General features: G+C 59.9%; 18 protein-coding genes. 9 read left to right on the forward strand and 9 right to left on the reverse strand.

The features are described 5' to 3' along the window. Positions 1-50: 50 nt before the first annotated feature. The 4 genes from JJ917_17125 (at position 51) to JJ917_17140 (ending at position 6,473) form a co-directional block, all read left to right on the forward strand. Complete coding sequence (locus JJ917_17125; GenBank protein ID MBO6700553.1) at positions 51-3,632, forward strand: PAS domain S-box protein; 3,582 nt, start codon at positions 51-53, stop codon at positions 3,630-3,632. Positions 3,633-3,935: 303 nt separating this feature from the next. Beyond that, positions 3,936-4,973 carry an extracellular solute-binding protein gene (locus JJ917_17130; protein ID MBO6700554.1) on the forward strand — a complete coding sequence of 346 codons (1,038 nt, stop codon included), beginning with the start codon at positions 3,936-3,938 and terminating at the stop codon, positions 4,971-4,973. 304 nt (positions 4,974-5,277) lie between these two features. After that, positions 5,278-6,066 carry a helix-turn-helix domain-containing protein gene (locus tag JJ917_17135; GenBank protein ID MBO6700555.1) on the forward strand — a complete coding sequence of 263 codons (789 nt, stop codon included), beginning with the start codon at positions 5,278-5,280 and terminating at the stop codon, positions 6,064-6,066. Further along, positions 6,063-6,473 (forward strand): MAPEG family protein, encoded by a 411-nt coding sequence (locus tag JJ917_17140; GenBank protein ID MBO6700556.1) that lies wholly within the window; start codon positions 6,063-6,065, stop codon positions 6,471-6,473. The genes JJ917_17135 and JJ917_17140 overlap by 4 nt, the downstream gene beginning before the upstream one ends. Positions 6,474-6,484: 11 nt before the next feature. On the opposite strand, the gene JJ917_17145 is transcribed toward JJ917_17140, so the two are convergent. Beyond that, positions 6,485-8,224 carry an iron ABC transporter permease gene (locus tag JJ917_17145; GenBank protein MBO6700557.1) on the reverse strand — a complete coding sequence of 580 codons (1,740 nt, stop codon included), beginning with the start codon at positions 8,222-8,224 and terminating at the stop codon, positions 6,485-6,487. A 289-nt stretch (positions 8,225-8,513) separates the two neighbouring features. Between JJ917_17145 and JJ917_17150 the strand changes: the two genes are divergently transcribed. Then, positions 8,514-10,343 carry an AsmA family protein gene (locus tag JJ917_17150; GenBank protein MBO6700558.1) on the forward strand — a complete coding sequence of 610 codons (1,830 nt, stop codon included), beginning with the start codon at positions 8,514-8,516 and terminating at the stop codon, positions 10,341-10,343. Here the strand turns inward: JJ917_17150 and JJ917_17155 are convergent. The 6 genes from JJ917_17155 to JJ917_17180 form a co-directional block, all read right to left on the reverse strand. Next, entirely contained in the window at positions 10,340-11,143 is an 804-nt protein-coding gene (locus tag JJ917_17155; protein MBO6700559.1) for an ABC transporter permease subunit, read from the reverse strand. The two genes, JJ917_17150 and JJ917_17155, sit on opposite strands and share 4 nt — an antisense overlap. Continuing rightward, entirely contained in the window at positions 11,140-12,078 is a 939-nt protein-coding gene (speB, locus tag JJ917_17160; protein ID MBO6700560.1) for an agmatinase, read from the reverse strand. Before speB ends, JJ917_17155 begins: the two co-directional genes overlap by 4 nt. Before the next feature lie 10 nt (positions 12,079-12,088). Next, a complete protein-coding gene (locus tag JJ917_17165; GenBank protein MBO6700561.1) occupies positions 12,089-13,030 on the reverse strand; it encodes an ABC transporter permease subunit in 942 nt (313 codons plus the stop codon). Next, positions 13,027-14,202, reverse strand: coding sequence for an ABC transporter ATP-binding protein (locus tag JJ917_17170; protein ID MBO6700562.1), 1,176 nt, complete (start codon positions 14,200-14,202; stop codon positions 13,027-13,029). The genes JJ917_17165 and JJ917_17170 overlap by 4 nt, the downstream gene beginning before the upstream one ends. A 63-nt stretch (positions 14,203-14,265) precedes the next feature. Beyond that, positions 14,266-15,363, reverse strand: a complete 1,098-nt coding sequence (locus JJ917_17175; protein MBO6700563.1) for a polyamine ABC transporter substrate-binding protein — start codon at positions 15,361-15,363, stop codon at positions 14,266-14,268. A gap of 183 nt (positions 15,364-15,546) precedes the next feature. Then, complete coding sequence (locus tag JJ917_17180; protein MBO6700564.1) at positions 15,547-16,836, reverse strand: glutamine synthetase; 1,290 nt, start codon at positions 16,834-16,836, stop codon at positions 15,547-15,549. 140 nt (positions 16,837-16,976) lie between these two features. Here JJ917_17180 and JJ917_17185 point away from each other — a divergent pair, with 140 nt between their 5' ends. The 4 genes from JJ917_17185 (at position 16,977) to JJ917_17200 (ending at position 23,567) form a co-directional block, all read left to right on the forward strand. Beyond that, on the forward strand, positions 16,977-18,407 hold the full coding sequence (locus JJ917_17185) for a glutamine synthetase (GenBank protein MBO6700565.1): 1,431 nt from the start codon (positions 16,977-16,979) through the stop codon (positions 18,405-18,407). Continuing rightward, complete coding sequence (locus tag JJ917_17190) at positions 18,407-19,795, forward strand: aspartate aminotransferase family protein (GenBank protein MBO6700566.1); 1,389 nt, start codon at positions 18,407-18,409, stop codon at positions 19,793-19,795. Before JJ917_17185 ends, JJ917_17190 begins: the two co-directional genes overlap by 1 nt. A gap of 6 nt (positions 19,796-19,801) precedes the next feature. Further along, on the forward strand, positions 19,802-21,088 hold the full coding sequence (locus JJ917_17195) for an FAD-binding oxidoreductase (GenBank protein ID MBO6700567.1): 1,287 nt from the start codon (positions 19,802-19,804) through the stop codon (positions 21,086-21,088). Positions 21,089-21,335: 247 nt separating this feature from the next. Next, the gene (locus tag JJ917_17200) at positions 21,336-23,567 is read left to right on the forward strand and encodes an EAL domain-containing protein (GenBank protein ID MBO6700568.1); all 2,232 of its coding nucleotides are present in this window, start codon (positions 21,336-21,338) and stop codon (positions 23,565-23,567) included. Between the two features lie 15 nt (positions 23,568-23,582). Here the strand turns inward: JJ917_17200 and JJ917_17205 are convergent, their stop codons facing one another. Both JJ917_17205 and JJ917_17210 read right to left on the reverse strand, forming a co-directional pair. After that, positions 23,583-24,338, reverse strand: a complete 756-nt coding sequence (locus JJ917_17205; GenBank protein ID MBO6700569.1) for a sugar ABC transporter ATP-binding protein — start codon at positions 24,336-24,338, stop codon at positions 23,583-23,585. A 1-nt stretch (position 24,339) separates the two neighbouring features. After that, a complete protein-coding gene (locus tag JJ917_17210; GenBank protein ID MBO6700570.1) occupies positions 24,340-25,632 on the reverse strand; it encodes a sugar ABC transporter permease in 1,293 nt (430 codons plus the stop codon). Positions 25,633-25,678 lie beyond the last annotated feature (46 nt).

A 25,678-nucleotide genomic window follows, 5' to 3' on the forward strand; every position in this document is an offset into this window, starting at 1 on the left:
GAAGAAAGTGTAAATTTCGGCGCTTCGCCAACATGTGTCATTCAGGTGCCATGAGCCACGACGACCCGGCCCTTCACGATTTGCGCGCTCAGGCCGCGCAGCTCATCGACCCGCACGATTCACGCCCCGCCTGGGTGTGGAGTGGTGACGGCTCGACGCTGATCTGGGCGAATGAGGCAGGGCTCGAATCCTTGGAATTGGAATCCTTGCAGGGCGTTGAGGTCGCGCCATCTGCCCCTGCCATGCGATCCCTCCAAGCTGTTGCGCGCACGCAAGTCGGGCTTGGCGGTCGTGGCCGGATCGAAATCCTGCGCGTCAATGCCGGTGGCCATCAGGAAACGCTTGTGGCGACCTGCCGCGCTGTGACGCTCGGCGATAATGTTGCCGTGCTTGCGCTTGGAAACGCCAGCCGAACCCGAACAGTGCCGGCGGTGGACCCTGTTGCCGACGAACCAGACAGTGAGCAGGCGCGCGAACCGGCGAGCATAGAAAGCCCGGCCGACCAACCGGCAGTCGAGTTCGCAGAGTCCGAGCCGGAGCCAGCCTTTACGTTGGACATCACCAGCCCGTCGTTTGATGCGCCAACCGAGACTCCCGATGCTCCTGCAACTGAAGACGCTGATCCTGATGCAGTCGATATTGAGGAAACCTCGGTATCCGCCCGACCAGATTTCACGTTCAAGCCGCGCTCGCGCCCGCATCGCTTCTCGTTCATGGTGAACCAGAACGGCAGGGTCGAAGACCTTTCAAGCGGACTGGCTGACGCTGTTGGCACCGAGACCGCCATCAGCAATGGTGAGGTCGCGACTGAGGCGTTGCTCGCCCAGCTCGGCGACCTACCGGCGGCTGTCTTTCACGGGATCGATGAGCGGCGTCGGTTCAGCGAGCATGACGTGCTCTGGCCGATCACCGGCCATGATCTGGTCGCGCCGGTGCGGCTTTCGGCGTTTGACGAGGATGATGGGCGGCTGCGTGTCTTTGGCACCGTTCTAACCGGTAAGGCATCACCCGCGGCACCAGCCGAGCCGGCTTCCGAAACGGAAGACGAGCCGCACAAGGCTCCAGAGCCAGTGACCGCGCTTGCGGTCGAACCGCTGAGCTACAGCGGGGCGGAGGCAGCCGGACTTGTTGCCGAACCTGCGGCGTCGGACGCGAGCATCGAAGAGAGCGGCGCCGCGCAATCGGTGCGCACTGTTACGGCATTGGACGCTTTGCCGATGGACGAGGACTCTGCGGAAGCTGCTGGGTTGTTCGCCAGTGAGCCGGACATGCCAGCTGACGAACCAGATGCTTCACCGACAATAGCAACAACCGCGCAGGTGCCCGGTGGCGCAACCGTCGCCGCTGCTGCCTCGGCGCTGGCGGCCGGCATCGCAGGCGCGCTCGCGCAACCAACGCCTGAATCAGCAAACCAAGTGCCATCTGTCCAAGCGATAGATGACAGCCTTGAAACCGACGAGGCAGAAGCGGCAGGGCTTTGGACGGATGAACCGATCCAAGCGCTGAACGAAGAAGATGCTGCCTCGCGGCACATTTCCGCGCTCACTGACCAGTTGGAGCCGACAGAAGCTGAGGCCGCTGGTCTCTGGGCGACCAACGCGGCGCCGATGGAACCGGAAGACACATCCACAACCGATGACGCGTTTCCGGCCGAGACTGTGAATGCCATGCAGGCTGTGGCCGCCGGGATCGCGGCAGGACTTGCAGGCGGCGTGGCCGGCGGCGTTGCAGGCGCCGAGGATGATACCAATGAGCCAGCGCCCGCGCCGGCTGCAGATCAGCTCGATGATGCTGACCTCAGCAAGCCCGAGCGCCTGACCTTTCAAGAAATCGCGCGTCGTCTCGGTGCGCGTATCACGGGCCGCGACGGCGAAAATGACGACAGAGGGGCGCAAGCCTTCCATCACGATGCGGCGCACACCGACGACCACAGCCCGCCAGGCGCAGTGATCCCGATGGCCGGCGGTGAGAGCCAGATTGCCATCCTTGAAGATGCGCCTGAAACCGCCGATGGGCATCAATTGAGCAGTGATCAAGACCAAACATCGTCTGAGAACAGCGGTGCGCAGGTTCTGCCATTCACGCGTACCGAACCCAACGCCGAGCGCATGGTGCTCGATCGGTTGCCGCTGGGCGTGATCATCTATTCAGACGATGGCATCCTTTACGCCAACCACGCCGCGCTCGACCTTTCCGGCCGGCCCAATGTGCCGGCTTTGAAAGAGCTGGGGCAGATCGAAGCGCTGTTTGCCGACGGGATGGATGAAGGTAACGGCGCGATGACCTTGGTTCGGCCCGATGGCTCGACCCTGCAGGTTACCGGACGGGTGCAAAGCGTCCGCTGGGACGGCCAGGCGGCAGCCCTTCTATCCTTGCGCGAACACACGCCTGCCGACAGCGAAACACAAGAAGCTTCGCAGGATGCCTCACTGCTCGCCGCTGGCGCTGCTGGTATCGCCACAGGGGCGATTGCCGGCGCCAATGCCAGCGATGGCGCCCTGCCGCTGGTGCGCGCGCGTATCGGCGAGCTTGAAGCCATCATCGATCTGGCCAGCGACGGCGTTGTGACACTCGATGGCGAGGGCGAGATCAAAGACCTCAATCAGGCAGCGCAGGCACTGGTCGGGTATGCCGCTGAGGATTTGATCGGTCGTCCGTTCCGCCTGCTCTTTCCCGAAGACAGTCGACAGACCGCGCTCGACTATCTGGAAGACATTGCCGGCCAAGGGCGCCTGTCGCTGTTTAACGAAGGCCGTGAGCTGGAGTGCATCACCGCCCAAGGTGGGTTGGTGCCGGTGTTCATGACGCTTGGCCGCCTGACCGATGATGAACCAGCGACCTATTGCGCTGTGCTGCGCGATCTATCGCCGTTCAAGCAGGCCGAGACCGATCTGGTCGAAGCGCGCAAGGCCGCCGAAGAGGCGAGCGCGCATAAGTCAGACTTTCTTGCTCGTGTCAGCCATGAAATCCGTACGCCACTGAACGCCGTTATCGGCTTCTCCGAGGTGATGTTGGAAGAGCGTTTCGGGCCAGTGGGATCGGAACGCTACCGCCAATATCTGCGCGATATCCACACCTCCGGCGAGCACTTGATGAGCTTGCTCAACGATTTGCTTGATCTGTCGAAGATCGAAGCGGGCAAAATGGAGCTATCGTTCGGCGAGGTCGATCTCAATGACGTCGTGCAGCAATGCCTGGCGATCATGCAGCCGCAGGCCAACCAGAGCCGGATTATCGTGCGCACGTCCCTGCCGCTGAGCCTACCCAAGGTCGTGGCCGACATTCGCTCAGTGCGCCAGGTCGTGCTCAATCTGATGTCCAACGCGATCAAGTTCACCGACCCGGGTGGGCAGATTATTGTGTCGACGCTCTACGAGCCTTCCGGCGAGGTTTCGCTTCGGGTTCGTGACACGGGGCGGGGCATGGACGCTGCCGACGTGGAGTTGGCGCTGGAGCCGTTCCGCCAAGTGCCAACGACGCTGAACCAGGTGATCACCGGCACCGGTCTTGGCCTGCCGCTCACCAAAGCTTTGGTGGAGGCTAACCGCGCGCAGTTTGGGCTGGAGTCCACGCCGGGCGAAGGCACGCTAGCCATGATGACCTTCCCCTCGCAGCGGGTTTTGGCTGAGTAACGGTCTCCGGCCGCGCAGGCAAATGGCGATCTGCGATTGCGACTCCGCGATTTGTGCGATGGCCGCCATCTCCTTTAATTTATAACAATTCCAAAGTGATAGCGTGATTTTGCGGGCAAAGTTTAGAGCCGTTTCAAACTAGATGCGACAAAGTCGCAATTTCTTGCGATTTTTTTGAAGTTTATATTGACCCGCAACTTTTCCTGCGCTTAGCGTTCGGCCGTGGACGATCACCACCGTCCAAATTCCTTGACACAGGCTGGCGGCTGGTACGCTGTCCGGCCCCGAACCGGAGACTCCCCCATGCTTACATCTTCGCTTCGCAGCGCTGCCTACACAGGCATCGTCGCGCTTGGCATTGTCGGCCTCGCCGCGCCAGCTTTGGCCGATGGCGAACTGAACCTCTACTCATCACGGCACTATGACACCGATGAGCGGCTCTATTCCGATTTCGAAGAAGCAACCGGGGTCACCATCAACCGCATCGAAGCAAGTGCCGATGAACTTATTCAGCGGATGGTCAGTGAAGGGGCCAACAGCCCAGCCGATATTCTGATGACAGTCGATGCTGGACGCCTCTATCGCGCTGACCAGTTGGGGCTTTTCCAGCCTTATGAATCGGGCACGCTCGACATGCGCGTTCCCTCCTACCTGCGCCACCCTGACGGCCACTGGTATGGATTTTCGCAGCGCGCCCGTGTCATCTTCTATGCCAAGGATCGCGTCGAAAACCCGCCATTGACGTATCAGGATTTGGCCGACCCGCAGTATGAAGGCATGGTTTGCGCCCGTTCCTCCGGCAACATCTACATGCTGTCGCTGCTCGCAGCCTTGATCGACCATATCGGCGAAGACGCTGCCGAAGAGTGGGCGGAAGGTTTTTACAGCAACTTCGCCCGCCAGCCGGAAGGTGGTGACACCGATCAGCTGCGCGCCCTGGTCTCAGGCGAATGCGACATCGTTGTCGGCAACACCTACTATTTTGCCCGCGCGATCCGCACCGACGTCAGCGGCCTGTCGGCGGAAGACCAGGAGAATATCGGCTGGGTCTTCCCGAACCAGGAAACCATTGGCACGCATGTCAACATTTCCGGCGCGGGTATCGCCGCCAACGCTCCGAACCCCGACAACGCCGCGTTGTTCTTGGAGTATCTGGCGAGCGATCAGGCGCAGGAATACTTCTCGGCTGGCAATGACGAATATCCCGCCGTCATGGGCATCGCTCTGTCGCCGTCGGTCGCCGAGCTTGGCTTGTTCCGCCAGGACACGCTGAACCTGACTGCGCTTGGCGAGAACCAAGCCCTTGCGCAAGAGATCTACAATCGCGTGGGCTACCCTTAAGCCGCACCAATGCGGGTGGGGTCGCCCTCTGAAGCGCTTGTCCGGGCGATTTCAGTTCGGCGGAACACTTCTCTTCCCATCGGTTAGGCAATCCCCCCGGGACCCCCGAATCCCCCCCGATTGTCTGCGCGGGAACCCCACCAGCAGGAACGGCCAGCACCTAGGTGCTGGCCGTTTTTGTTTGGGACAATGGCGATACGCACTCACGCGCCGCATAGCCGATACAGGCACCAACTCCTAATATGTGCCCGATTCGTCACCTTTTATAGGTGACCTTATTGACACGTGACTATTTAGGCACATAATGGCGGATGTGGACGCGATCTTCAAAGCTCTTGGCGACGAAACTCGTCGTCAGCTTCTTGATGAACTTCGCCAAAACGACGGGCAAACGCTCGGCGCGCTGGAAGAAGCCATGGCGAGGCATGTGACCATGACCCGCTTTGGGATCATGAAGCATTTGAAGGTTTTGGAGGATGCGTCGCTGGTGGTGACCCGCAAGTCGGGACGTTTCAAGCACCACTATCTCAACGTGGTTCCGCTCCAAGAGGCCATCGACCGATGGATGGAACCGCTTCTTGTGAAGCCTGCCGCCCGAGGGCTGTTGGACCTTAAGGCGCAACTTGAAAGGGACACCGCCATGTCCGATCCCAAACCCGATTTCGTCATGAGCACGTTCATTCACACAACGCAGGACGCGCTGTGGGACGCCTTGACCGACGCCGACGCCAACCAGCAGTACAACTTCCTGGCAGGATCCTGCGAGCGGGACGACAATCAACTGATCTATCGCACGCCCGACAATGGGCTGATGCTGATCTGCTCCGAGACCCATCTGGACCCGAAAACGCGCATTGAGAGTACCTTCGAGCCGCATTGGGCTGGCCCGGATGTAGACCTTGAGCCCTCACGCTTCGTCTACCTGATCGAACCGCAGGCTGAGTTCTGCAAGCTAACACTGGAGCATTACAACATTCCGGTAGGGCAAGAAGGCGTTGCCGATGGTTGGAATCGCACGCTCGCCGGTCTCAAAACCTGGATGGAAACGGGCAAAGCCGTGAAATACTCCGACCAAGCCGGAGCGGCCCAATGAGCCTGGAATTTTCGATGCTGCTCCTGGCAACGGTTTTGGTTGCGAGCCTCTGGATCCCCTACATTATTGGCGTCAACACCTACCCCATCGCCGGGGCTGACCCTTTTGCCCGCCCGCCGGACCTCACCCAGTTTCCCGACTGGGTTCAGCGGGCCAATCGGGCCCATCTCAATCTGGTCGAGCAATATGTGCCGTTTGCCGGCGCCATCCTGATGGCCCATTTGCTGGGGGTATCGAGCCTGGCAATTCAAGTTGCGGCGGTCGCCTTCGTGCTCATGCGCGTTGGCCACGCGCTGGGCATGATCATGGGGTGGGCCAGGATGCCGATCCGGCCGATCCTGTTTACCGCGGGCTATCTCGCGACGATCATCATCTGCGTTGAAATCGTCCGGCTATCGTTGCGCTAGATCGACCTGCCCTATTTGGGCAGTTGATCAAGCACTTTGGCATCTTCTCTCAGTCGCCTAATCTGGCGGCTGATGAGAAACACCGGGATAAGGCCGACCGCTACAATGACAAGTGACGGCGTTGCGGCTTCGGCCAAGCGTTCGTCGGATGCCAGACGAAAAGCCTGTGTCGCTAGCGTCTCGAAATTAAAGGGGCGTAAGATCAAGGTCGCCGGCAATTCCTTCATCACATCAACAAAAACAATCAGAGCACCTGTCAGGATCCCGCCCTTCAGCAGCGGCGCATGGACGCTTGTGAACACCCGCGTCTTGCGCGCGCCAAGTACGCGGGCCGCATCGTCCATATGCGGCGTGATGCGTTCAAAGGCGCTTTCCACCGGCGCAAGCGCCACCGCCAGAAAGCGCACGGTGTAAGCGAAAAGCAGACCGAGGATCGTGCCTGTGAGCAGTAGGCCAGTGGAGATGCCGAAGCGCTCACGCATCAAACCGTCGAGCCAATTGTCGAAGCCTGCCATTGGAATGAGGATGCCGACGGCGATGATCGAGCCAGGTATGGCATAACCAAGCGCGGCAAACCGCAAAGCTAGCGAAAGAACCGGTGCCTTGGTCATCCGCTGGACGGTTGGCAGGGCGATCGCGATGATGACGGTGAAGAGCGCCGCAAGGCTTGCCAGCAAAAACGAGTTTTTGATGAAGCTGGCGTAGCGCGGCCCAAACAGCGAGTGGCCTCCCTCAATCGCCAGATCGAGCAGCAGCACGACGGGCAGAAGAAACCCGATGGTAAATGGCAAGGCACAGAACACCAATGCGCCGAAACCCGCCCATCCGCGCAGGCGAAACCGTTGAATGGGAAGCGTGGCACGGCTGGTCTGGTAGCGCGCCTTACCGCGCTGCATGCGCTCGATCCAGATGAGCGCGAAAACAAACATCAGCAGCGCGCCCGCAAGCTGTGCCGCAGCCACCCGATCTCCGATGGAAAACCAGGATTGGTAGATGCCGGTGGTAAAGGTCGGCACCGCGAAATGGGCAACGGTGCCGTAGTCGGCCAGCGTTTCCATCAATGCCAGCGCCGTCCCGATCACGATTGCCGGGCGCGCCATGGGCAAAGCGACTTTCACAAACGCTTGCCAAGGGGGCCGGCCCAGCACGCGGGCCGCTTCGAATGCGGACACTGACTGGGTAAGAAAGGCCGTGCGCGCCAAAAGGTACACATAAGGGTAGAGAACGAAGGTGAACATGACCGCCGCGCCTTCCAGCGAGCGGATACGCGGGAACCAATAGTCGCGCGGCCCCCAGCCGGTCAGTTCACGCAGGAGCGACTGCACAGGCCCCGGATGCGACAGGAAATCGGTGTAAGCGTACGCCATCACATAGGCCGGCACCGCGAGCGGCAAGATCAGCAGCCATTCGAAGGCTCGCCTCCCAGGAAACTGGCAGGCGGTCACAAGCCAGGCCGTGCCCGTGCCGATAACCGAAACGCCGACAGCGACTGTGAGCCCAAGCATTGCGGAGTTGGCGATGTAGCGCGGTAGGACGGTGTCGGCCAGATCGCCGAGGGTTGACCCGGCAGCCGGCTGCAAAAACGAAAACACGATCACCGCCAGCGGAAGCGCGAGCAGGCTGGTGGCAAGCGTGACGATCAGCGCCAGGCGCGGGTTCTCGCCCAGCAGGCGTGCGAGCTTGCGACGGCACAGAACGCTGTGCGGGTCCTCAAAGTCGTCGGTGTGCGCGGAAGACGCCAAACCATCCATCCAGATGCAATGCCAGGTCTGGCTATGTTTTGCCGAACCGAGAGTGAGACTTACCGCACGGTTCCCACCGTGCAAGGGAAATGTTGCCGAAGAGACGCAACATTTCGGCGCAGGGTAAAGGCGAGCCGGTTTTCAGCATTGATTGTGATCATCTGCGGCTCGCCTTGTCCGCGCCCTTGGTTTTCCGCCAACGTCATGGCATTGCGCTTGTGCGGTCCATTCGATGGGATCCCTTCGCACACCATCTCATGCCGCAGTCTCGCCGCGTTTTGCTCAGAAAGCAGCCGCCATGATCCGCCGCCTCCTTATCGGTATTGCCATCCTGGCGATCGGCCTTGGCGCTTTGGTATTTTCGCTGCCCTATCTGATGTCGTCGCAAATGGTGCGCGAGCAGGTCGCAAGCCAAATCTCTGAGTTGACTGGACGGGCGGTCACGCTGCGCGGAGACCAGGCGCTTCAAGTCTTTCCGAACCTGTCTGTCGAGCTCTCCGATGTGGTCATCGCCGGCGATCTGCCGGGCGCAGAGAACGCGCTCATCGTCACCGAGACGTTGCGCGGTGCGGTCCGCCCCTTTTCCCTGCTTTTTGGCCGTGTTGAGCTGGCGTCGTTCGAAATGACACGCCCAACAATCCGATTTCTGCGCACGTCCGATGGCCAATCCAATTGGGGACTGGAAGGCAGTGATCTGGTGACAGCGCTTGAACCCAACCGCGTTGCCGGCGCCGGGCTTCAACTTGGGCGCTTTCGCATCACCGATGGGACGCTTCAGATTGTGGATGAGGTGCGCGGGCTCGATGAGACCGTTTCCAGCGCCGACCTGACGCTCTCCTGGGCGAACAGTTCGACGCGAGCGGCGATTAGCGGATCGGCGATTTGGCGCGGCGAGGCTATCGAGGTGACAGCCTCACTCGACCAACCGGCGGCCTTGGCGCAACCAGGCTCGACCAGCGGCGTGGTGCTCTCAGTCCAAGGCGCCCCCCTTCGCCTGCAGTTTGACGGAACGGTCTCGCCGGGTTCGAGCGGCGAAAACGCCCTGCCCTGGCAGGCGAGTGGTTCGCTTGCCGTCTCCTCGCCCTCAATGCGCCGTGCAGCCAGCTGGCTGGGTTCGGATTTCGGCGCTGGCTCGACCTTTGGCGCGTTCCGGCTGGACGCCGACATGAACTTGGTCGGCCTTGCGATCGACTTGACCGATTCATCGCTGAGCCTTGATGGCAATGATGCGGAAGGCGTGCTGACACTCGATCTGGACGGCTATGAAACAGCCGAGGGCGCGCGCGGGCGTCCATCCATTCAAGGTACGCTGGATTTCGACCGGCTCGATCTTTCCGCCTATCTCGACACAATCCGGCCGACAACCACCGCCGAGGAACCTGGCGATTGGCGCTTTCTTCCTGTGCCCAATGTGTTTGCCAGCCCGATGGACATCGACGTTCGGTTTGCGACCCGCGAAGTGCTGACGTCGCAGTTCAGTTTGGGCGAAACCGCAGGATCGGTGCTTCTGTCGGACGGGCAAATGGTGGTTGGGATCGGTGAGAGCCTTGCCTATGGCGGGGCCTTGCGGGGCAGTCTGACGCTGGCTCGGAATGGCGATAGTTTCACTGCCGGCATCGATCTTTCGGCTGCCGAGTTGCAGCTCGGACCCTTCCTGTCGGCCTTTCAAGACGAGCCACGTCTTACCGGTACGCTGGCGATGCAAGCCATGGCATCAGGCGAAGGCGAGACACTGGCAGAGCTTTTGGAAACGATGGCCGGTGACGCCGCAATTGGCGTGGAAAGCGCCGTCGTCAATGGGTTGGACATCGACGCCTTGGGTGCCAGCTTTGTTGACGGAAGCTTTGAGTTTTCCTCCTTCGCTTTTGGCGGTGAGACCTCTTTGGAAACGCTGTCAGCAACACTCTTCGCGCGGGACGGCTATCTGCAAGCAAGCGATATCGCGATGGCAACCGAGCGCGTCAGCGTGACAATGGGCGGGCAAAGCGAAATCGCCAATCGGACGTTGAACTTGTCAGGGGCCACAGCAATTGCCGGTAATGACGAGACGATCGTGGTGCCTTTCGACGTACGGGGCACCTGGACGGCGCCGCTGATCCTGCCGGACCTGCGGGCGCTCGACCGCTAATTTGCAGTCTGCCGCGATCGTATCATTCGGTGCTTGGACGCCAGCGACGCAGAGATGACGCCTAACGCGACAAGGGCGATCAAGATCGTACAGATCGCGTTGATCTCCGGCGTCACGCCCAGCCGGATCTGCGAGTAGATCTTGATCGGCAGCGTCGTTGCCCCTGGACCAGTAGCAAAACTCGCGATCACCAAATCATCGAGCGAGAGTGTAAAGGCCAGCATCCAGCCCGCCAAAACCGCCGGCAGGATCACCGGCAAGGTGATGAGGAAGAAGCTTTTGCCTGGCGGACACCCAAGGTCCTGGGCCGCTTCTTCCAGGCTTTCATCGAACGTGATCAGCCGCGACTGCACGACCACCGCAACGTAGCACATAGAAAAGGTGATGTGGGCGATGACGACAGTCCAGAAACCCCGTGCAAAGCCCATCGCGACGAACAACAACAGGAGCGACAGACCGGTGATGACTTCGGGCATCACCAGCGGCGCGTAGATCATGCCGTTGAAGAGCGTGCGGCCCTTGAACCTGCCCAAGCGCACGAGAACGATAGCCGCCATGGTTCCAAAGACCGTGGCGATGGTCGCCGAAACGAACGCCACGCGGGCCGTCACCCAGGCTGCGTCCATCAAGCCTTCGTTCTGAAACAGCTCGCCGTACCATCGGGTGGAAAATCCACCCCAAACGGTGACGAGGCGCGACTCGTTGAAGGAATAGATGATCAGGATCAGGATCGGCAGATAAAGGAAGGCAAAGCCGACCGTAAGCGAGGTCACGTTGAACCAGGACATATTTCGGTTCATGCGGCACCTCCCGCTCGCTTGGCAGCCTGAAGGGATAGATAATCCCAAACGACGGTGGCGGCGGCGAGCGCGGTGATCTCTGCATGGTCGAAGGGCGGCGAGACCTCGACCACATCCATGCCGATGAACTGGACCGGCATGAGCCGGCGCAGGATCGCCCGCGCCTGCCAGCTATGGAGCCCCCCCATCTCCGGCGTGCCCGTGCCCGGCGCAAAGGCTGGGTCGAGCGCATCGACATCGAACGTTAGATAGGTCGGACTATCGCCGACGACATCGAAGATCGTATCGGCAGTCTTGGCTGGCCCCATCTCATGGACGTCTTCAGCGGACAGGATGGTCATCCCCGTATCGCGTGTGGCTCGCAGAAGATCGGCTTCCATTGGGGCGCGAATGCCGATCTGGATGATCCGTTTTGGATCGATCAGACCTTCGTTGATGGCGTGAAAGAACGGCGTGCCATGGGCCAGTTCCTGGCCGAAATTCTCTTCCCAGGTGTCGGTGTGTGCATCGAACTGCACCATGCCAAGCGGACCGTGTTTCTTTGAGGCGGCGCGCAGCAGCGGCAGCGCAATGGAATGGTCGCCGCCCAAGGTACACAAATGGTTCAGACCCGACGCTTGGTTTTCAATCATCTGGTGGCTTTGCGCGATGTCGCCGATCCGCACATCAAAGTTTCCGATGTCGGAAAGATCGAGATCTTTTGGATCAGCGCCAATTGTCGGGTGGCCACCATCGAAGAGCAGGCGCGAAACGGCGCGTATCGCGTTCGGACCTTCGCGGGTTCCAGCACGATTGGATGTCGCCCAATCCATCGGCACACCAGCAACAACAAAATCTGCATCGCGGTTGCCCATCGGCGCGTCCAGAAACGACAGGCCGCGTCCAAAGGTCGGCAGATCGGCGGGTGGTGTGTAGCCGCCAGAGGAGTTCGTCATCGCCACACCCTCACGACATGCGCTCCTGCTGCTTTTGCTGGAAATGCTGGAAGGCGACGATGGGAATGATCAGTACCAGGAGCAGGATGACCGCGACTGCCGAGGAAACCGGCCAATCGCGGTTGGAGAAGAATTCCGCCCATAGCGTTCGTCCGATCATCAGCGTGTCGGATCCCCCCAAGAGATCGGGGATCACGAACTCACCGACCGCCGGGATGAAGACCAGGAAGCAGCCTGCGATGATGCCGGGAATGGCCAACGGGACGGTGATCACCCAGAATGTTTTCAGCGGCGGACATCCAAGGTCCTGCGCGGCCTCCAGGAGTGATCCGTCCATGCGCTCCAACGCGGCATAGAGCGGCAAAACCATGAACGGCAGGTAGGAATAAACGATGCCGATATAGACGGCCGTATTGGTGCTCAGGATGCGCAGCTGATCATCGCTACCAATCAATCCAAGCGTTTGCGCGACTAAGGTCAGAAGACCTTCCGGCTTCAGGATGCCGATCCAGGCGTACACGCGGATCAGAAAGCTGGTCCAGAACGGTAGGATGATCATCATCAACAGAATGGGGCGGACATTGTGCGGCGCGCGCGCCATGCCGTAGGCGATGGGAAAGCCGATCAGCAGCGTCAGAACCGTGGAAACCGCTGCAATCCATAGGCTGGACCGGTAGGCGTTGATGTAGAGCGGGTCGCCGGCGAGCCAGATGTAATTCTCAAAGGATAGTGACCGTAAATCCTGCCAAAAGGCGTCCAGTCCCTCCGATAGATCGAACACCGGCAAATAGGGCGGCATGGCAATCGCGACCTCGGAAAACGAGATGCGAAGCACGATCGCAAACGGCGCAAGAAAGAAGATGAGCAGCCAAAGATAGGGAACGGCGATAACGAAAAACCGGCCCCAATTACGGCCTGCCCTGTCTGCTGTTTCGCTCGCCGTCTGGTTCATTGCGTGAGAACCACGCCTGCGGTTTTGTCCCAGGAGAGCCAAACCTGGTCGTTCCAAGCTATGGGGCGCTCCACCAATCGTGTCGTGTTGGCGATCGTGGCGCGCATGATCGGAACCGAGGGGTCTTCGGGTTCGCCCTCGCAAACCTCATCGGAAAGGCGGACGTGAAAGATCGACACGTCGCCGAGATAGCCGATGTCCCAGACGCGGCCAGTGACTTTGGCCAATCCCTCCTCGCCGGCAGGTTCATCGAGCGCGATACGGAGCTTCTCCGGCCGGATCGCCAACGCCGCAGGTCCGGAAACAAGACTGTCGCCCTCCACCGGGATGGGATCGCTGACTTCAGGGCCTGCGAAGGTCGCCCCATCCAAGCTCGTGCTGACAGTGCCTTCAAGAATGTTGATGTCGCCGATGAAGCCCGCGACGTACCGCGACTTCGGCTCCTCATAGATGACCGATGGCGGCGCGATTTGCTCGAACGTGCCGTCATTCATGACAGCAATGCGGTCGGCAACCGTCATCGCCTCTTCCTGATCATGGGTGACGATCAGGAAGGTCATCCCGAGCTTTTCCTGCAAATCCATCAGTTCGAACTGCGTTTCCTCGCGCAGTTTTTTGTCCAGCGCGCCGAGCGGCTCATCAAGCAGCAACACCTTCGGCCGTTTGGCCACCGAACGGGCGAGCGCCACACGTTGGCGTTGGCCACCAGAGAGCTGATCCGGTTTGCGCTTTGCAAAGGGCTCAAGCTTCACCAGCGACAGCATTTCGTCGACGCGCGCCGTGATCTCGCCCTTGGGCAGGCCGTCCTGCTTCAAGCCAAAGGCGATGTTGTCGGCGACGCTCATATGGGGGAACAGCGCGTAGGACTGGAACATCATGTTCACCGGCCGCTTGTGCGGTGGGATCGATGAAATGTCCTCGCCGTCAAGAAGAATGCGGCCTTCTGTCGGATTTTCGAACCCGGCGAGCATGCGCATCAAGGTGGTCTTGCCACAGCCGGATGGGCCAAGCAGCGCGAAAAACTCGCGCTCATAGATATCGAGCGAAACGTCATCGATGGCGGTGAAATCGCCAAAACGCTTGGTGATGCGTTCAAAGCGGATCAGAGGCTCTGCGAGCGGATCGTCCCATGGTGCGAACTCGCGCCGCACCGGCCCCATGGTTTTGGCCATCGCTCAGCTCCCCCAAATGCAGAACCCCGCCGGCCTTGGAAGGCGGCGGGGCGCTGAGTTCTGTTACTGGCCAGTTTTGACCGTCGTCCAGCTACGGGTCACGATGCGCTGTGTCCGCGGGTCATAGGCGGGCAGCGTGTAAAGGCTCGCCGTGGTGGACTCGTCTGGATAGATCGCCGGATCGGTGAGAATCTCCTCCAGCACGAACTCTTGGCTAGCCAGGTTGCCATTGGCGTAGAACACGTAGTTGGTGGCGGCCGCGATGGGCTCGGGCTGCAAGATGAAGTTCAGGAACCGGTGAGCCGCCTCGGGGTTCGGCGCATCGGCTGGAATGGCCATCTGATCGAACCACATAAGCGCACCTTCGCGCGGAATGGTGTAGTCGACATTCACGCCGTTTTCGGCTTCGGCGGCGCGGTCGCGGGCAATCAGCATGTCGCCAGACCAACCGATGGCAACGCAGATATCGCCATTGGCGAGCGCGTTGATGTTTTCTGAATTGTGGAAACGCTGCACCGTGTCGCGCAAGCTGACCATCAATTCGGTAGCTTCGGCGATCTGATCGGGATCGCGGGAATCCGGATCATGACCGAGATAGTTCAGCGCTGCTGGAATCATCTCAGTGGGTGCATCGAGCCAGTAGATGCCGCAGTCTTGTAACTGACCGGCAATCTCCGGATCGAAAACCAGGTCCCAAGTGTCATAGGCGAAGTCTTCGCCGAGGCGCTCCTGCACCATATCGACATTGAGACCAATGCCCGTCGTCCCCCACATATAGTTGATCGAAAACGTGTTGCCCGGGTCATAGACTTCCAGGCGTTCGGCAATGGCCGGCCAGACGTTTTCAATGTTGGGGAGTTCGCCTTTGTCCAAAGGCTGGAACACACCCGCTTGGATTTGACGCGACAGGAAGTCAGCCGTTGGCACGACGATGTCATAGCCGCTTTGACCGGCCAACAGACGCGTTTCGAGCACCTCGTTGGAGTCGAAAACGTCGTAGGTGACGTCGATGCCGGTCTCGTTCTCGAACTGTTCGATGATGCTTTCATCGATGTAGTCCGACCAGTTGAGAATGCGCAGCTCTTCGGCCTGCGCCATTCCGGCAGTAGAGGCTAAAAGGACGCCCGTTAGAGCGGTGAATAGGAATGGATTGCGGCGCATGATGAATGCGTCTCCCTGATTTGAACCTTCGGTCTCGCCACGCTTTGTTTGCTGTTTTCGTGGTGGCGCTAAGACCAAAGCTAGTGCGGAACCAAATGTGTCACAAGCGCAAATGCTTTGCTGCGATGCGCCCTATTGATCAGTTTTTCATCGCGCGCAATCGCAAAATGAATGCCGACCTTTCTAGAGAAAAATCTGATGCTCAAGCGTGGTTATATGGGCAGCAAAAGTGGCGTACTCGGCGCGCTTCACAGCTGTGAAGATGCGACAGAACTCCGCGCCCAGTGTCTCGGTCACGAAAGCGCTGGTTGCAAAGCGCTCGATGGCATCATCCATGAACGGTGAGAGATGGGTCAGCGACACGTCAGTATAGGCATTGCCGTCCACCGGCGGTGGTGGATCGACGGCATCATCCATGCCCTTGAGCATACCGGCAAGCACCAGGGCCGTGACGATGTAAGGGTTGGCGTCAGCACCGGCCAATCGATGTTCAAGGCGACGGGCCGGCGGCTCGGCTTCGGGCAAACGGATGGCCACAGAGCGATTGTTCTCACCCCAACTCAAGCTCGCCGGCGCATAGGAACCGGGCTGCATGCGCCGAAAGCCATTGTAGGTGTGCACGAACCCTAGCTGCGCCTCTTCCATGGTTGTGAGCAGTCCCTGCACGGCATGATAAAGCTTGCGCGTTCCGATATCTGGGCCCGCGAAAATTGGTCCATCTGGGTCAGAAAGGCTGACATGAACATGCAGGCCGTTGCCGGGATGATCGGCGAAGGGCTTGGCCATGAAAGTGACATCCGTGCCCTGATTGCGTGCAATCTGGGTGATCAGGCGCTTCAGCATCACCGCATCATCGGCGGCGCCAAGCGGGTCGCGATGTTTTAGGTTCACTTCATATTGGCCTGGCGCGGCTTCGGACACGAACGCATCAACGGGCAGGTTCTGGTCGGCGCAAGCCTGCTGGATCGCATCCATCAACGGGCGCTGGCGATCAAGGTCACGCAGGGCATACATGTCCTGGTGATCGGGCCCCGGCGTCAGCGAACCAGCAGGGCGCGGGCGACCGGAGTCGGCGCTGCGCTCATAGACGTAGAACTCCAGCTCGATGGCAACATTGGCTGTCAGGCCGCGCGCTTTCAGTTTTTCCACTTGCGCGGCGAGCACATGGCGCGGGTCGCCCATGAAAGGCGTGCCATCCGCATGATTCATGGTCAGCATGGCTTGCTGCGTCGGCTGATCGGCCCAAGGAACCTCGACTGTGCGGCCGTCAACCGGCATGCAGAGCGCGTCCTTATCTCCGGAATCGATATGCAAGCCAGTCTCGTGAACCTCCCGGCCCCAAACATCACAGCCAAGCAAGGAGAAGGGGAACGCCACACCTTTATCCAGCTTGGACAAGGCGGAACCCGGCAGCCACTTGCCGCGCAACACGGCATTGGGATCACACAAAAAGACTTCGATGGACTGGGTCATGAGTTGAGCAACGCGATCACGCAACAGAAGAAAGCCGCGCAGTTGTGCGGGTTTTGGGCGAGACTGTCGAGAGCCGGTAAGATCGCTTGAGGCATTGGCAGAACAGGACTATCCCTTTGATAGGAAAGAATGGATCGACCATGCACGAACCTCAACATCAGCACGCCACCCCGCTTCCGCTTCCCGAAGACGCTCCAATCCGGGCCGAAAGGGGTGTGCGCGATGCCGCAGAGGCTTTGGCCTGGCTTCAAGAGCGCAGCATTGAGGACATTGAGTGCATCGTGCCGGACCAGTCCGGCGTCGCCCGTGGCAAAATGATGCCAGTGGCGAAGTTCTTTTCCTCCGCTGCGATGACCATGCCCTCGGCCTTGTTCCGCCAGACGATCGCCGGCGACTACCCGGAAGAAAACCAGTATTTTCGCTATGACCCGCGCGATGGCGATTTGGTGTTTCGGCCGGACTATTCCACGCTCAGCGTCGTGCCGTGGGAGAGCGATCCAACCGCGCAGTTGATCCACGATACCCATGAGCGCAGTGGCGAACCCTTTTCCAGCGCGCCGCGCCAGGTGCTTAAACGCATCGTCCAATTGTACGCCGACAAGGGCTGGTCACCCATTGTTGCGCCGGAGGTGGAGTTCTACCTGGTCAAACCCAATGTCGATCCAGACTATCCTTTGGAGCCGCCCATTGGCCGGTCCGGCCGTCCGGAAACCGGCCGTCAGAGCTATTCCATCTCAGCGCTCAACGAGTTCGACGATTTCATCGACGATATCTACGAGTTTTCCGAAAAGCAGGACCTTGAGATCGACACGCTGATCCACGAGGAAGGCAAGGCGCAGATGGAGATCAATCTGCGCCATGGCGACCCGGTGACGCTGGCCGACCAGGTTTTTCTGTTCAAACGCACCATCCGTGAGGCGGCATTGCGCCATGACATGTACGCCACCTTTATGGCCAAACCGATGTCGAGCGAGCCTGGCTCAGCGATGCATATTCACCAATCGGTGGTCGACAAGGAAACCGGCCTCAACGTCTTCTCCGACGTCGACGGCAAGACCACCGATTTGTTTGGTGGGTTTATCGCCGGTCAGCAAGCCTACCTGCCGCATGTGATGGCGATTTTGGCGCCTTATGTGAACAGCTATCGCCGCTTGGCCCGTGGCGCGCTCGGCTCACCGCCGATCAATCTGCATTGGGGTTATGACAACCGCACGGTTGGTCTTCGCGTGCCCAGTTCCTCGCCCGCCGGCCGCCGACTTGAAAACCGCGCGCCAGGATCGGACTGCAACCCGTATCTGGCCATCGCTGCCTCACTGGCTTGCGGCTATTTGGGCATGGTGAAAGGCCTTTCGCCCGATGATCCGATTGCAGAGGAAGGCCATGATTTGCCCTACGGCCTGCCGCGTTCGCTGAACGAGGCCTTGGAACGCCTTACCGAGGAAGAAGAGCTGGTGGACCTGATCGGCCGCACCTTCATCTACACCTACAAGGCGATCAAGGAGGGCGAGTATGAGACCTTTATGCGCGTCATCTCGCCTTGGGAGCGCGAGCATCTTTTGTTGAGCGTGTAATGACCGAGCTTTCCAACCAATACCCGACCGATGCGCTGCAAGCGCTGGATGCGAGCCACCATCTGCATCCATTCACCGACCATGGTGCACTGCGCAAGGAGGGCTCGCGCGTCATCGTCAAAGGCGAAGGGGTGTGGCTGACCGATAGCGACGGCAACCGCATCATGGACGGTATGGCCGGCCTCTGGAACGTGCAGATTGGCCATGGGCGCTCTGAAATCGCCGACGCCGTCGCAGCGCAAATGCGCGAGCTTTCCTACTACAATACCTTCTTCAAGACGACGCATCCGCCGGTCATCGAACTGTCCGAGATGATCGCAAAACTTGCACCGGAACCCTACAACCAGATGTTCTACGTCTCCTCCGGATCGGAGGCGAACGACACAGTCTTGCGGCTGGTACGCTACTACTGGGACTTGAAGGGCAAGCCTGAGAAAAAGACTGTCATCACGCGCTGGAATGCCTATCACGGCTCGACGGTCGCGGGCACGAGCCTTGGCGGCATGAAGGCGATGCACGCGCAGGGCGATTTACCGATCCCCGGCATTCATCATATCGATCAGCCCTACTGGTTTGACGAGGGCGGCGACATGTTGCCGGAAGACTTCGGCCTTGCTGCTGCGCGCAAGCTGGAAGCAGCGATCGAGGAGATTGGCGAAGATAAGATCGCCGCCTACATGGCTGAGCCGATTCAGGGCGCGGGTGGGGTCATCATTCCACCCGACAGCTATTGGCCGGAGATAAAGCGCATCTTGGCCGAACGCGACATTCTGTTTGTAGCTGACGAGGTCATCTCAGGTTTTGGACGGCTGGGCGAATGGTTTGGATCGACGGTCTATGGTTTGGAACCTGACCTCATCGCCGTCGCCAAGGGCATGACGTCCGGCTACCTACCGATGGGCGGGGTTCTGGTGCATGACCGGATTGCGGACATGCTCCAGCACGAAGGCGGTGAGTTTTTCCACGGCTACACCTATTCCGGTCATCCGGCCTGCGCGGCAGCAGCGATCGCTAACCTGAAAATCATGCAGGATGAAGCTGTCGTTGATCACGTGCGTGATTTGGCGGCGCCGAAGTTTGCCGAGGTGTTTTCTGGCCTGTCCGATCACCCGCTGGTTGGCGAGGCACGCACTAAAGGCCTGCTCGGCGCCATTGAGTTGGTCCCCAACAAACCGGCGCGCGACCGATTTGCCAATTACGGCGATGTCGGCACGATCTGCCGCGATATCAGTTTTCAGCATGGCCTGGTCATGAGGGCAGTGCGCGACAGTTTGATCCTCTCGCCACCGCTGGTGATCACGCCTGATGAGCTGGATTGGATGGGCGCGACCGTGCGCACGGTCCTTGATGAGACCGGCGCGGAATTAAAGCGTCGCGGTCTTTGGTAGCGTCTAGTGTCGGGGCACACATCAAGCTGGTACGCTGCAAGCCTTCCAGAAGGGCTCGACAGGCTCCGCGATCCACTTGCCGGGGATGCCGCCTGTGACGTCTGCATTGTCGGCGCTGGGTTTGCCGGTGTTTCGGCAGCCTACCATCTGTCGAAGGCCGGCCAACGGGTCATCTTGCTTGACGCAGAGCGCGTGGGCTGGGGCGCATCAGGCCGCAATGGTGGGCAGCTTCACCCCGGTTTCCGGCAGGACCTGCAATGGTTCACCGAAACCATCGGCGAGTCCTTCGCCGTCAAAATACGCGACGCTGGGTATGCCGCGCTGTCCCATATCGACGCTCTGATCAAAGAGCATCAAATCCCTTGCGATCGCACGCACGGTCTCATCACCGCGTGCCGCAAGACCCGCGATTTGGAGGAGGAAGTCGAGGCGGCCGCCTATGCGCAAGAGCGATTCGGCGTCGCGCCACCTGATTTTTTGAGCCAGTCAGAAACCGAGACCGCGCTCGGAACCGACGGCCATGTCGGTGGTGTACGCGACAAGGATGGTGGTCATATCCACCCGCTGACCTTCGTGACGGCACTTGCCGACGCCGCTGAAGCCCATGGCGCCGTCATTCATGATGGGACGCAGGTTTCTGGAATCGACGCCAATGACTTACGCGTCGAAGTCAAGACGGCGCGCGGGATCGTGCGCGCTCAGCAGGTGGTGCTGACCGGCAATGGCTATATGCGCGGTCTCAACAAGGACACCGATGCGCGGGTCCTGCCGATCACCAATTTCATCGTTGCCACCAAACCGATTGGAGCCGGGCAAGAGGGCGGCATCTTGCCCGATGGCGATGCGGCGTCCGACACGCGGTTCGTCGTGCGTTATTGGCGACCCACGCCGGACGGCCGATTGTTGTTTGGCGGCGGTGAAAAGTTCTCCCATGCTTTCCCGAAAGACATCGAGGCCTTTGTGCGCCCGCATCTGGCGGAAATGTATCCAGCGTTGAAGGATGTGGAGATCGACCATGCCTGGGGCGGCACCTTGGCCATCACCCAGAACCGGCTGCCACTGATCCGCCGTCTCGCGCCGCGTGTGACGGTTGCCGCTGGTTTCTCCGGGCAAGGCGTCATCAACGCGCCCTTCGCGGGCAAGATCATTGCCGACGCTCTGACCCACGATCCGGCCCTGCTTGATGTGATGGCCCGCCTGCCCTGCCCGACCTTTCCCGGTGGAACGGCGCTTCGCGGGCCGATTCTGTTTCTGGCGATGAGTTACTTCGCGCTCATGGACCGCATTGGCTGAGCCGACCTAGCGCTCTTCTATGCCCTAGAAAAAAAGGCCAGCAGTATTTGATGCAAACACGGCTTAATTGAACCGAACCGTGTGCACATTTTCTCGACAAAAACGCACTAGCGAAACCAGTTGTTAAAGGGAACGGACTTAGCGTCAACTACCGAACCATTCCGTGCGGGTCTGGAGCGGTTCTGCTTGTTACGTTGAACGAAAAATGCGTTGGAGTTGATCACCCACGATGGTGAGCCGTCATGACATGGTGACTACCACATCCGACGCGTCCGGCCGTTCGCTGCACCCGCTGGCGAAACAGCAATTGCAGGATGCGACTGAAGCGCACGGCCAGGTGGATGTGAACCGTCTGCTCACCGCCGTCAGCGCCTGTTATGAGGCGAGCGCATCTTTGGCGCTCGACGTGCTAGAGCACAATCAGCCATCGCCCGCGGCCGACCCGGAAGATGGACTACCCTTCAAGTTCCTTGATGGAATGACCGACGGCTTGGTCCTGGTCGACGCAGACGGCCGCGTTCGCTTCATCAACTGCACCGCGTGCGGCATGCTCGGCGTCGAACTCAAGCGGCCTCGACATCTGCTCTTTGGCAAGTCGCTTGGTGCGTGCTTGGAAACTTTGGAACCGGGCGATGACTCCATCAGCGATGGTGCGCTCAAGAAATTCATTGCCGACCCGACTTGCGAACCGGACGATATTACCTTCTCGGCCAAAATCCCCGGTCGCGGCGGGATCATGCTCGACGTGCGGCGCACTGACGATAGCGGTTGGATGCTGCTCCTGCGCGAGAGCGGCAACATCGGTGAACAGGGACGCATGCTGCGGATCGCCGAAGAGGAATATCGCAGCCTTTTCAACAATGCGGTTATCGGCATTTACCGTTCGAGTTTCGACGGCAAGCAGTTGCGCGCCAATCCGACTCTCGTGCAGCTCAATGGGTACGAAAGCGAAGAGGAAATGTTGCCGGCGGTGAACAACATTGCCGCTGAATGGTATGTCGATCCGACACGGCGCGATGCCTTTCAACGCGAGCTGACGGAGAATGGTCGCGTCACCGATTTTGTGTCCGAAATTTATCGCCACAAAACCCGTGAACGCATCTGGATCTCCGAGAACGCCTGGATCGTCTACGATCCCAATGGCAATCCCCTCTTCTACGAGGGCACCGTGGTCGACGCGACCGAACGGATCGCGGCCGAGGAAGAGATCAACCATCTCGCCCACCATGACCATCTGACCGAACTGCCGAACCGCTTCATGCTCTTGAAAAAGCTGCGCGAAGCGCTGCTTCGGCCGCACACGGCGGCCAGCGTCGCCGTGCATTGCCTCGATCTCGATCACTTCAAGGACGTCAATGACACGCTCGGCCACGAGGCTGGCGATCGGTTGTTGGTCGCTGTCGGCAAACGGCTACGCGCATCGATCAAGGCCGACGATGTCTTGGCGCGGCTTGGCGGCGATGAGTTCACGATCCTGCAGTACAATGTGCGCCGGGCGACTGACGTTGCGGCGCTGGCCAGCCGCGTGGTCGCAACACTGAACGAGCCCTTCATGATCGGCGAAAACCAGGTGCGCGTTGGTGTCAGCGTCGGCGTTGCCACCTACCAGGGCCAGGAGCCGGCTGGCATGCTGCGCGATGCCGATGTCGCGCTGTATGAAGCCAAGAAAAGCGGTCGGCAGACCTTTGCGATTTACACCAGCGCTATGGGCGACGCGCTCCAGGAGCGGCGTGCGCTTGAAGACGATCTTCGCGATGCCATCGAAAAAGGCACCTTTGAGTTGCATTTGCAGCCGGTCGTCGATGGCGACACCGGAGCGCCGGTCGTCTATGAGGCTTTGCTGCGCTGGGACCATCCAACGCGCGGCAAAGTTTCGCCCTCTCGCTTCGTACCCCTGGCCGAGGAAAGCAGCCTGATGGTTGGGCTCGGCGATTGGGTCTTGAACAAGACTGTGGAGGCCGCTGCGCATTTGCCGGCTGGTCTGCGCATCGCGATGAACCTGTCGCCGCTGCAATTGCGCGACCAAGGGTTCGTTGAACGCGTGCGCCAAGCCATGGATCGCTTTGCGATTGACCCCGACCAATTGGAGTTGGAGATCACCGAAACCGTGATCATGTCCGACGACCAACGCACGCTCGATGCGCTCAACGCGTTGCGCGATATGGGTCTTCGTCTGGCGCTTGATGATTTTGGCACCGGGCACGCCAGTCTGAGCTATTTGCAACGGTTCCGCTTCGACAAGATCAAGATCGATCAGTCGTTCGTCCAGCGCATGGTGGATGATCCAATCAGCGCCGCGGTTGTGCGCGCGGTGACGTCGCTGGGCTGTGATCTTGGTGCGGCAGTCGTTGCCGAAGGCGTTGAGACCACCGCGCAGCGCGATGCCCTCAAGCGGGAAGGCTGCAACCTCTTCCAAGGCTATTTGTTCGGTCGCCCCACCCGTTGGGATCAAGTTCTTCTGCCCAGCGCTCTCCGCTAGCGCCCGGCCGTTAGCTCAAGCCGCCGCCGTTTCGTGCGGGTGTTTGCCAAGAATGATCATGCCCAGCAGATCATCATCGGTGACGTCCGCGACATTCACCGTGCCGACCAGTTTGCCATTCTTCATCACGCTGGCGCGGTCGCACAGCTCCATCACCTGATGCACGTCATGGTCGATGAGGAAGATACCAATGCCTTCTGACTTGAGCTGTTGGATAAGTTCGGAGACCATCTGCGTTTCATGCGGCCCAAGCGCGGCGGTGGGCTCATCCATGATCAAGATGCGGGCGTTGAAATAGACCGCCCTGGCGATGGCCACGGACTGACGCTGACCACCTGAGAGAGCAGACACCGGCGCCGAGAATTTTTGGAAATTCGGGTTGAGCCGACCCATGATCTCGCGGGTTTCCGCTTCCATTGCGGCATCGTCCACCAAGCCAAGCGGTGATACGATCTCGCGACCCAGGAAGAGGTTGGATGCCGCATCGAGATTATCGGCGAGGGCAAGCGTCTGATAGATCGTCTCGATATTATGGGAGCGGGCATCGCGCGGGTTGGTGATCGAGACCTTCTCGCCATTGATGAAGATGTCACCGCCATCGGGCTGATAGGCACCTGACAGCATCTTGATGAGCGTCGATTTGCCAGCGCCATTGTGACCGAGTAGACCAACAACCTCGCCGGGAAACAGATCAACGGTGACGTGATCGACGGCCTTAATTCCCCCGAAGGAGATCGACATGTCGCGCATTTCTACAAGCGGCGTTTCCATATCAGTTGATCCCCGCACGTTTGCGATAAACGATATCGATCCAGACAGCGAACACCAGCACTGCACCGACCACGATGTTCTGGTAGGGCGCGTCCACGCCGACCATCGCCATGCCGGACTGAAGCGACTGCATGATGAGGGCGCCGAGAATAGCACCGAAGATCGTGCCGACACCGCCGGCAAGCGCGGTGCCACCAATCACGGCAGCGGCGATCACCCGCAGCTCATCTAGTGTGCCGATATCATTGGTGTGGTTGGCAAGGCGCGATGATGCGACGACCGCCGATAGGGCGGTGAGCGCGCCCATAAGCGCGAACACTTTGACGGTCAGCATCCGCGTGTTGATGCCGGAGAGTTCGGCGGCGTCCGGATTGCCCCCAGTGGCAAAGATGTAACGGCCAAGGCGGGTTCGTCTGGCTATTATCGTCATGCCAATGGCTACGGCGATCAAGAGCAACACCGAGATCGGCAGTCCATACGTCGCTGTGAAGCCTTCGGGCATGACCTCGCCACGCGCCTCGAACATACGGCGCAAGCGCGCGCTGGGAATCTGATAACTGTTCAGAATCCAGATAAAGCCCATGATGGTGCCGACGATGATCCCCGATAGGGTTAGTTCGGCCCACATCGGTTTGGCGGCAAAGCCGTGTTTTTCCTTGGCGCGGCGACCGTTCCACTGGAGAACAACGGCCGTCAGAGCCGCCAGCGCTCCTAGGATCCATGATACGGTCGGACCCAGTGTCCCGTTGATGCCGCCGAAAATCATGAAGTTCTGGTCCAGTGGGCCGATGGTCTGACCATCGGTCAGGAACCAACCGACATTGCGCCAGACAAGCAGGCCGCCAAGCGTCACGATAAAGGCGGGGATGGTGAGGTAGCCGATCATCCAGCCATGAAACGCGCCGATCAGAGTGCCGGCGAGCAGGCCAACCAGAATGGTGATTGGGGCGGTCAGCGGGTGGTTCAGGCCAAGACCGAGCAGATCCGGCAGAATCGCCGTTTGCGTCATCGCCATGATCGCCGAGCAGGTTGCCAGCAGCGCTCCGACGGAAAGATCGATGTGGCGGGTCACGATCACGAAGACCATGCCGCAGGCCATGATCGCAACCGACACCGTTTGGATCGTTAGATTGAAGATGTTGCGCGGCGTCAGAAACCGGCCATCCGTGAACAGGTCGAAACCGACGCAGAGCAAGACAAAAGCGCCCACCATGCCCAGCAGGCGCATATCGAGCTCTAGCTGCTGAAGGGGGTTTTTGCGGTGTGGTATGGGCTGATCGACTGTGTCGGTCATAGCTGGCCTCCAGCTGCCAGAGATTCCAAGAAAAATGCGCCCCGGT

Source organism: Hyphomicrobiales bacterium, from assembly GCA_017642935.1.
Lineage (GTDB): Bacteria > Pseudomonadota > Alphaproteobacteria > Rhizobiales > MH13 > MH13.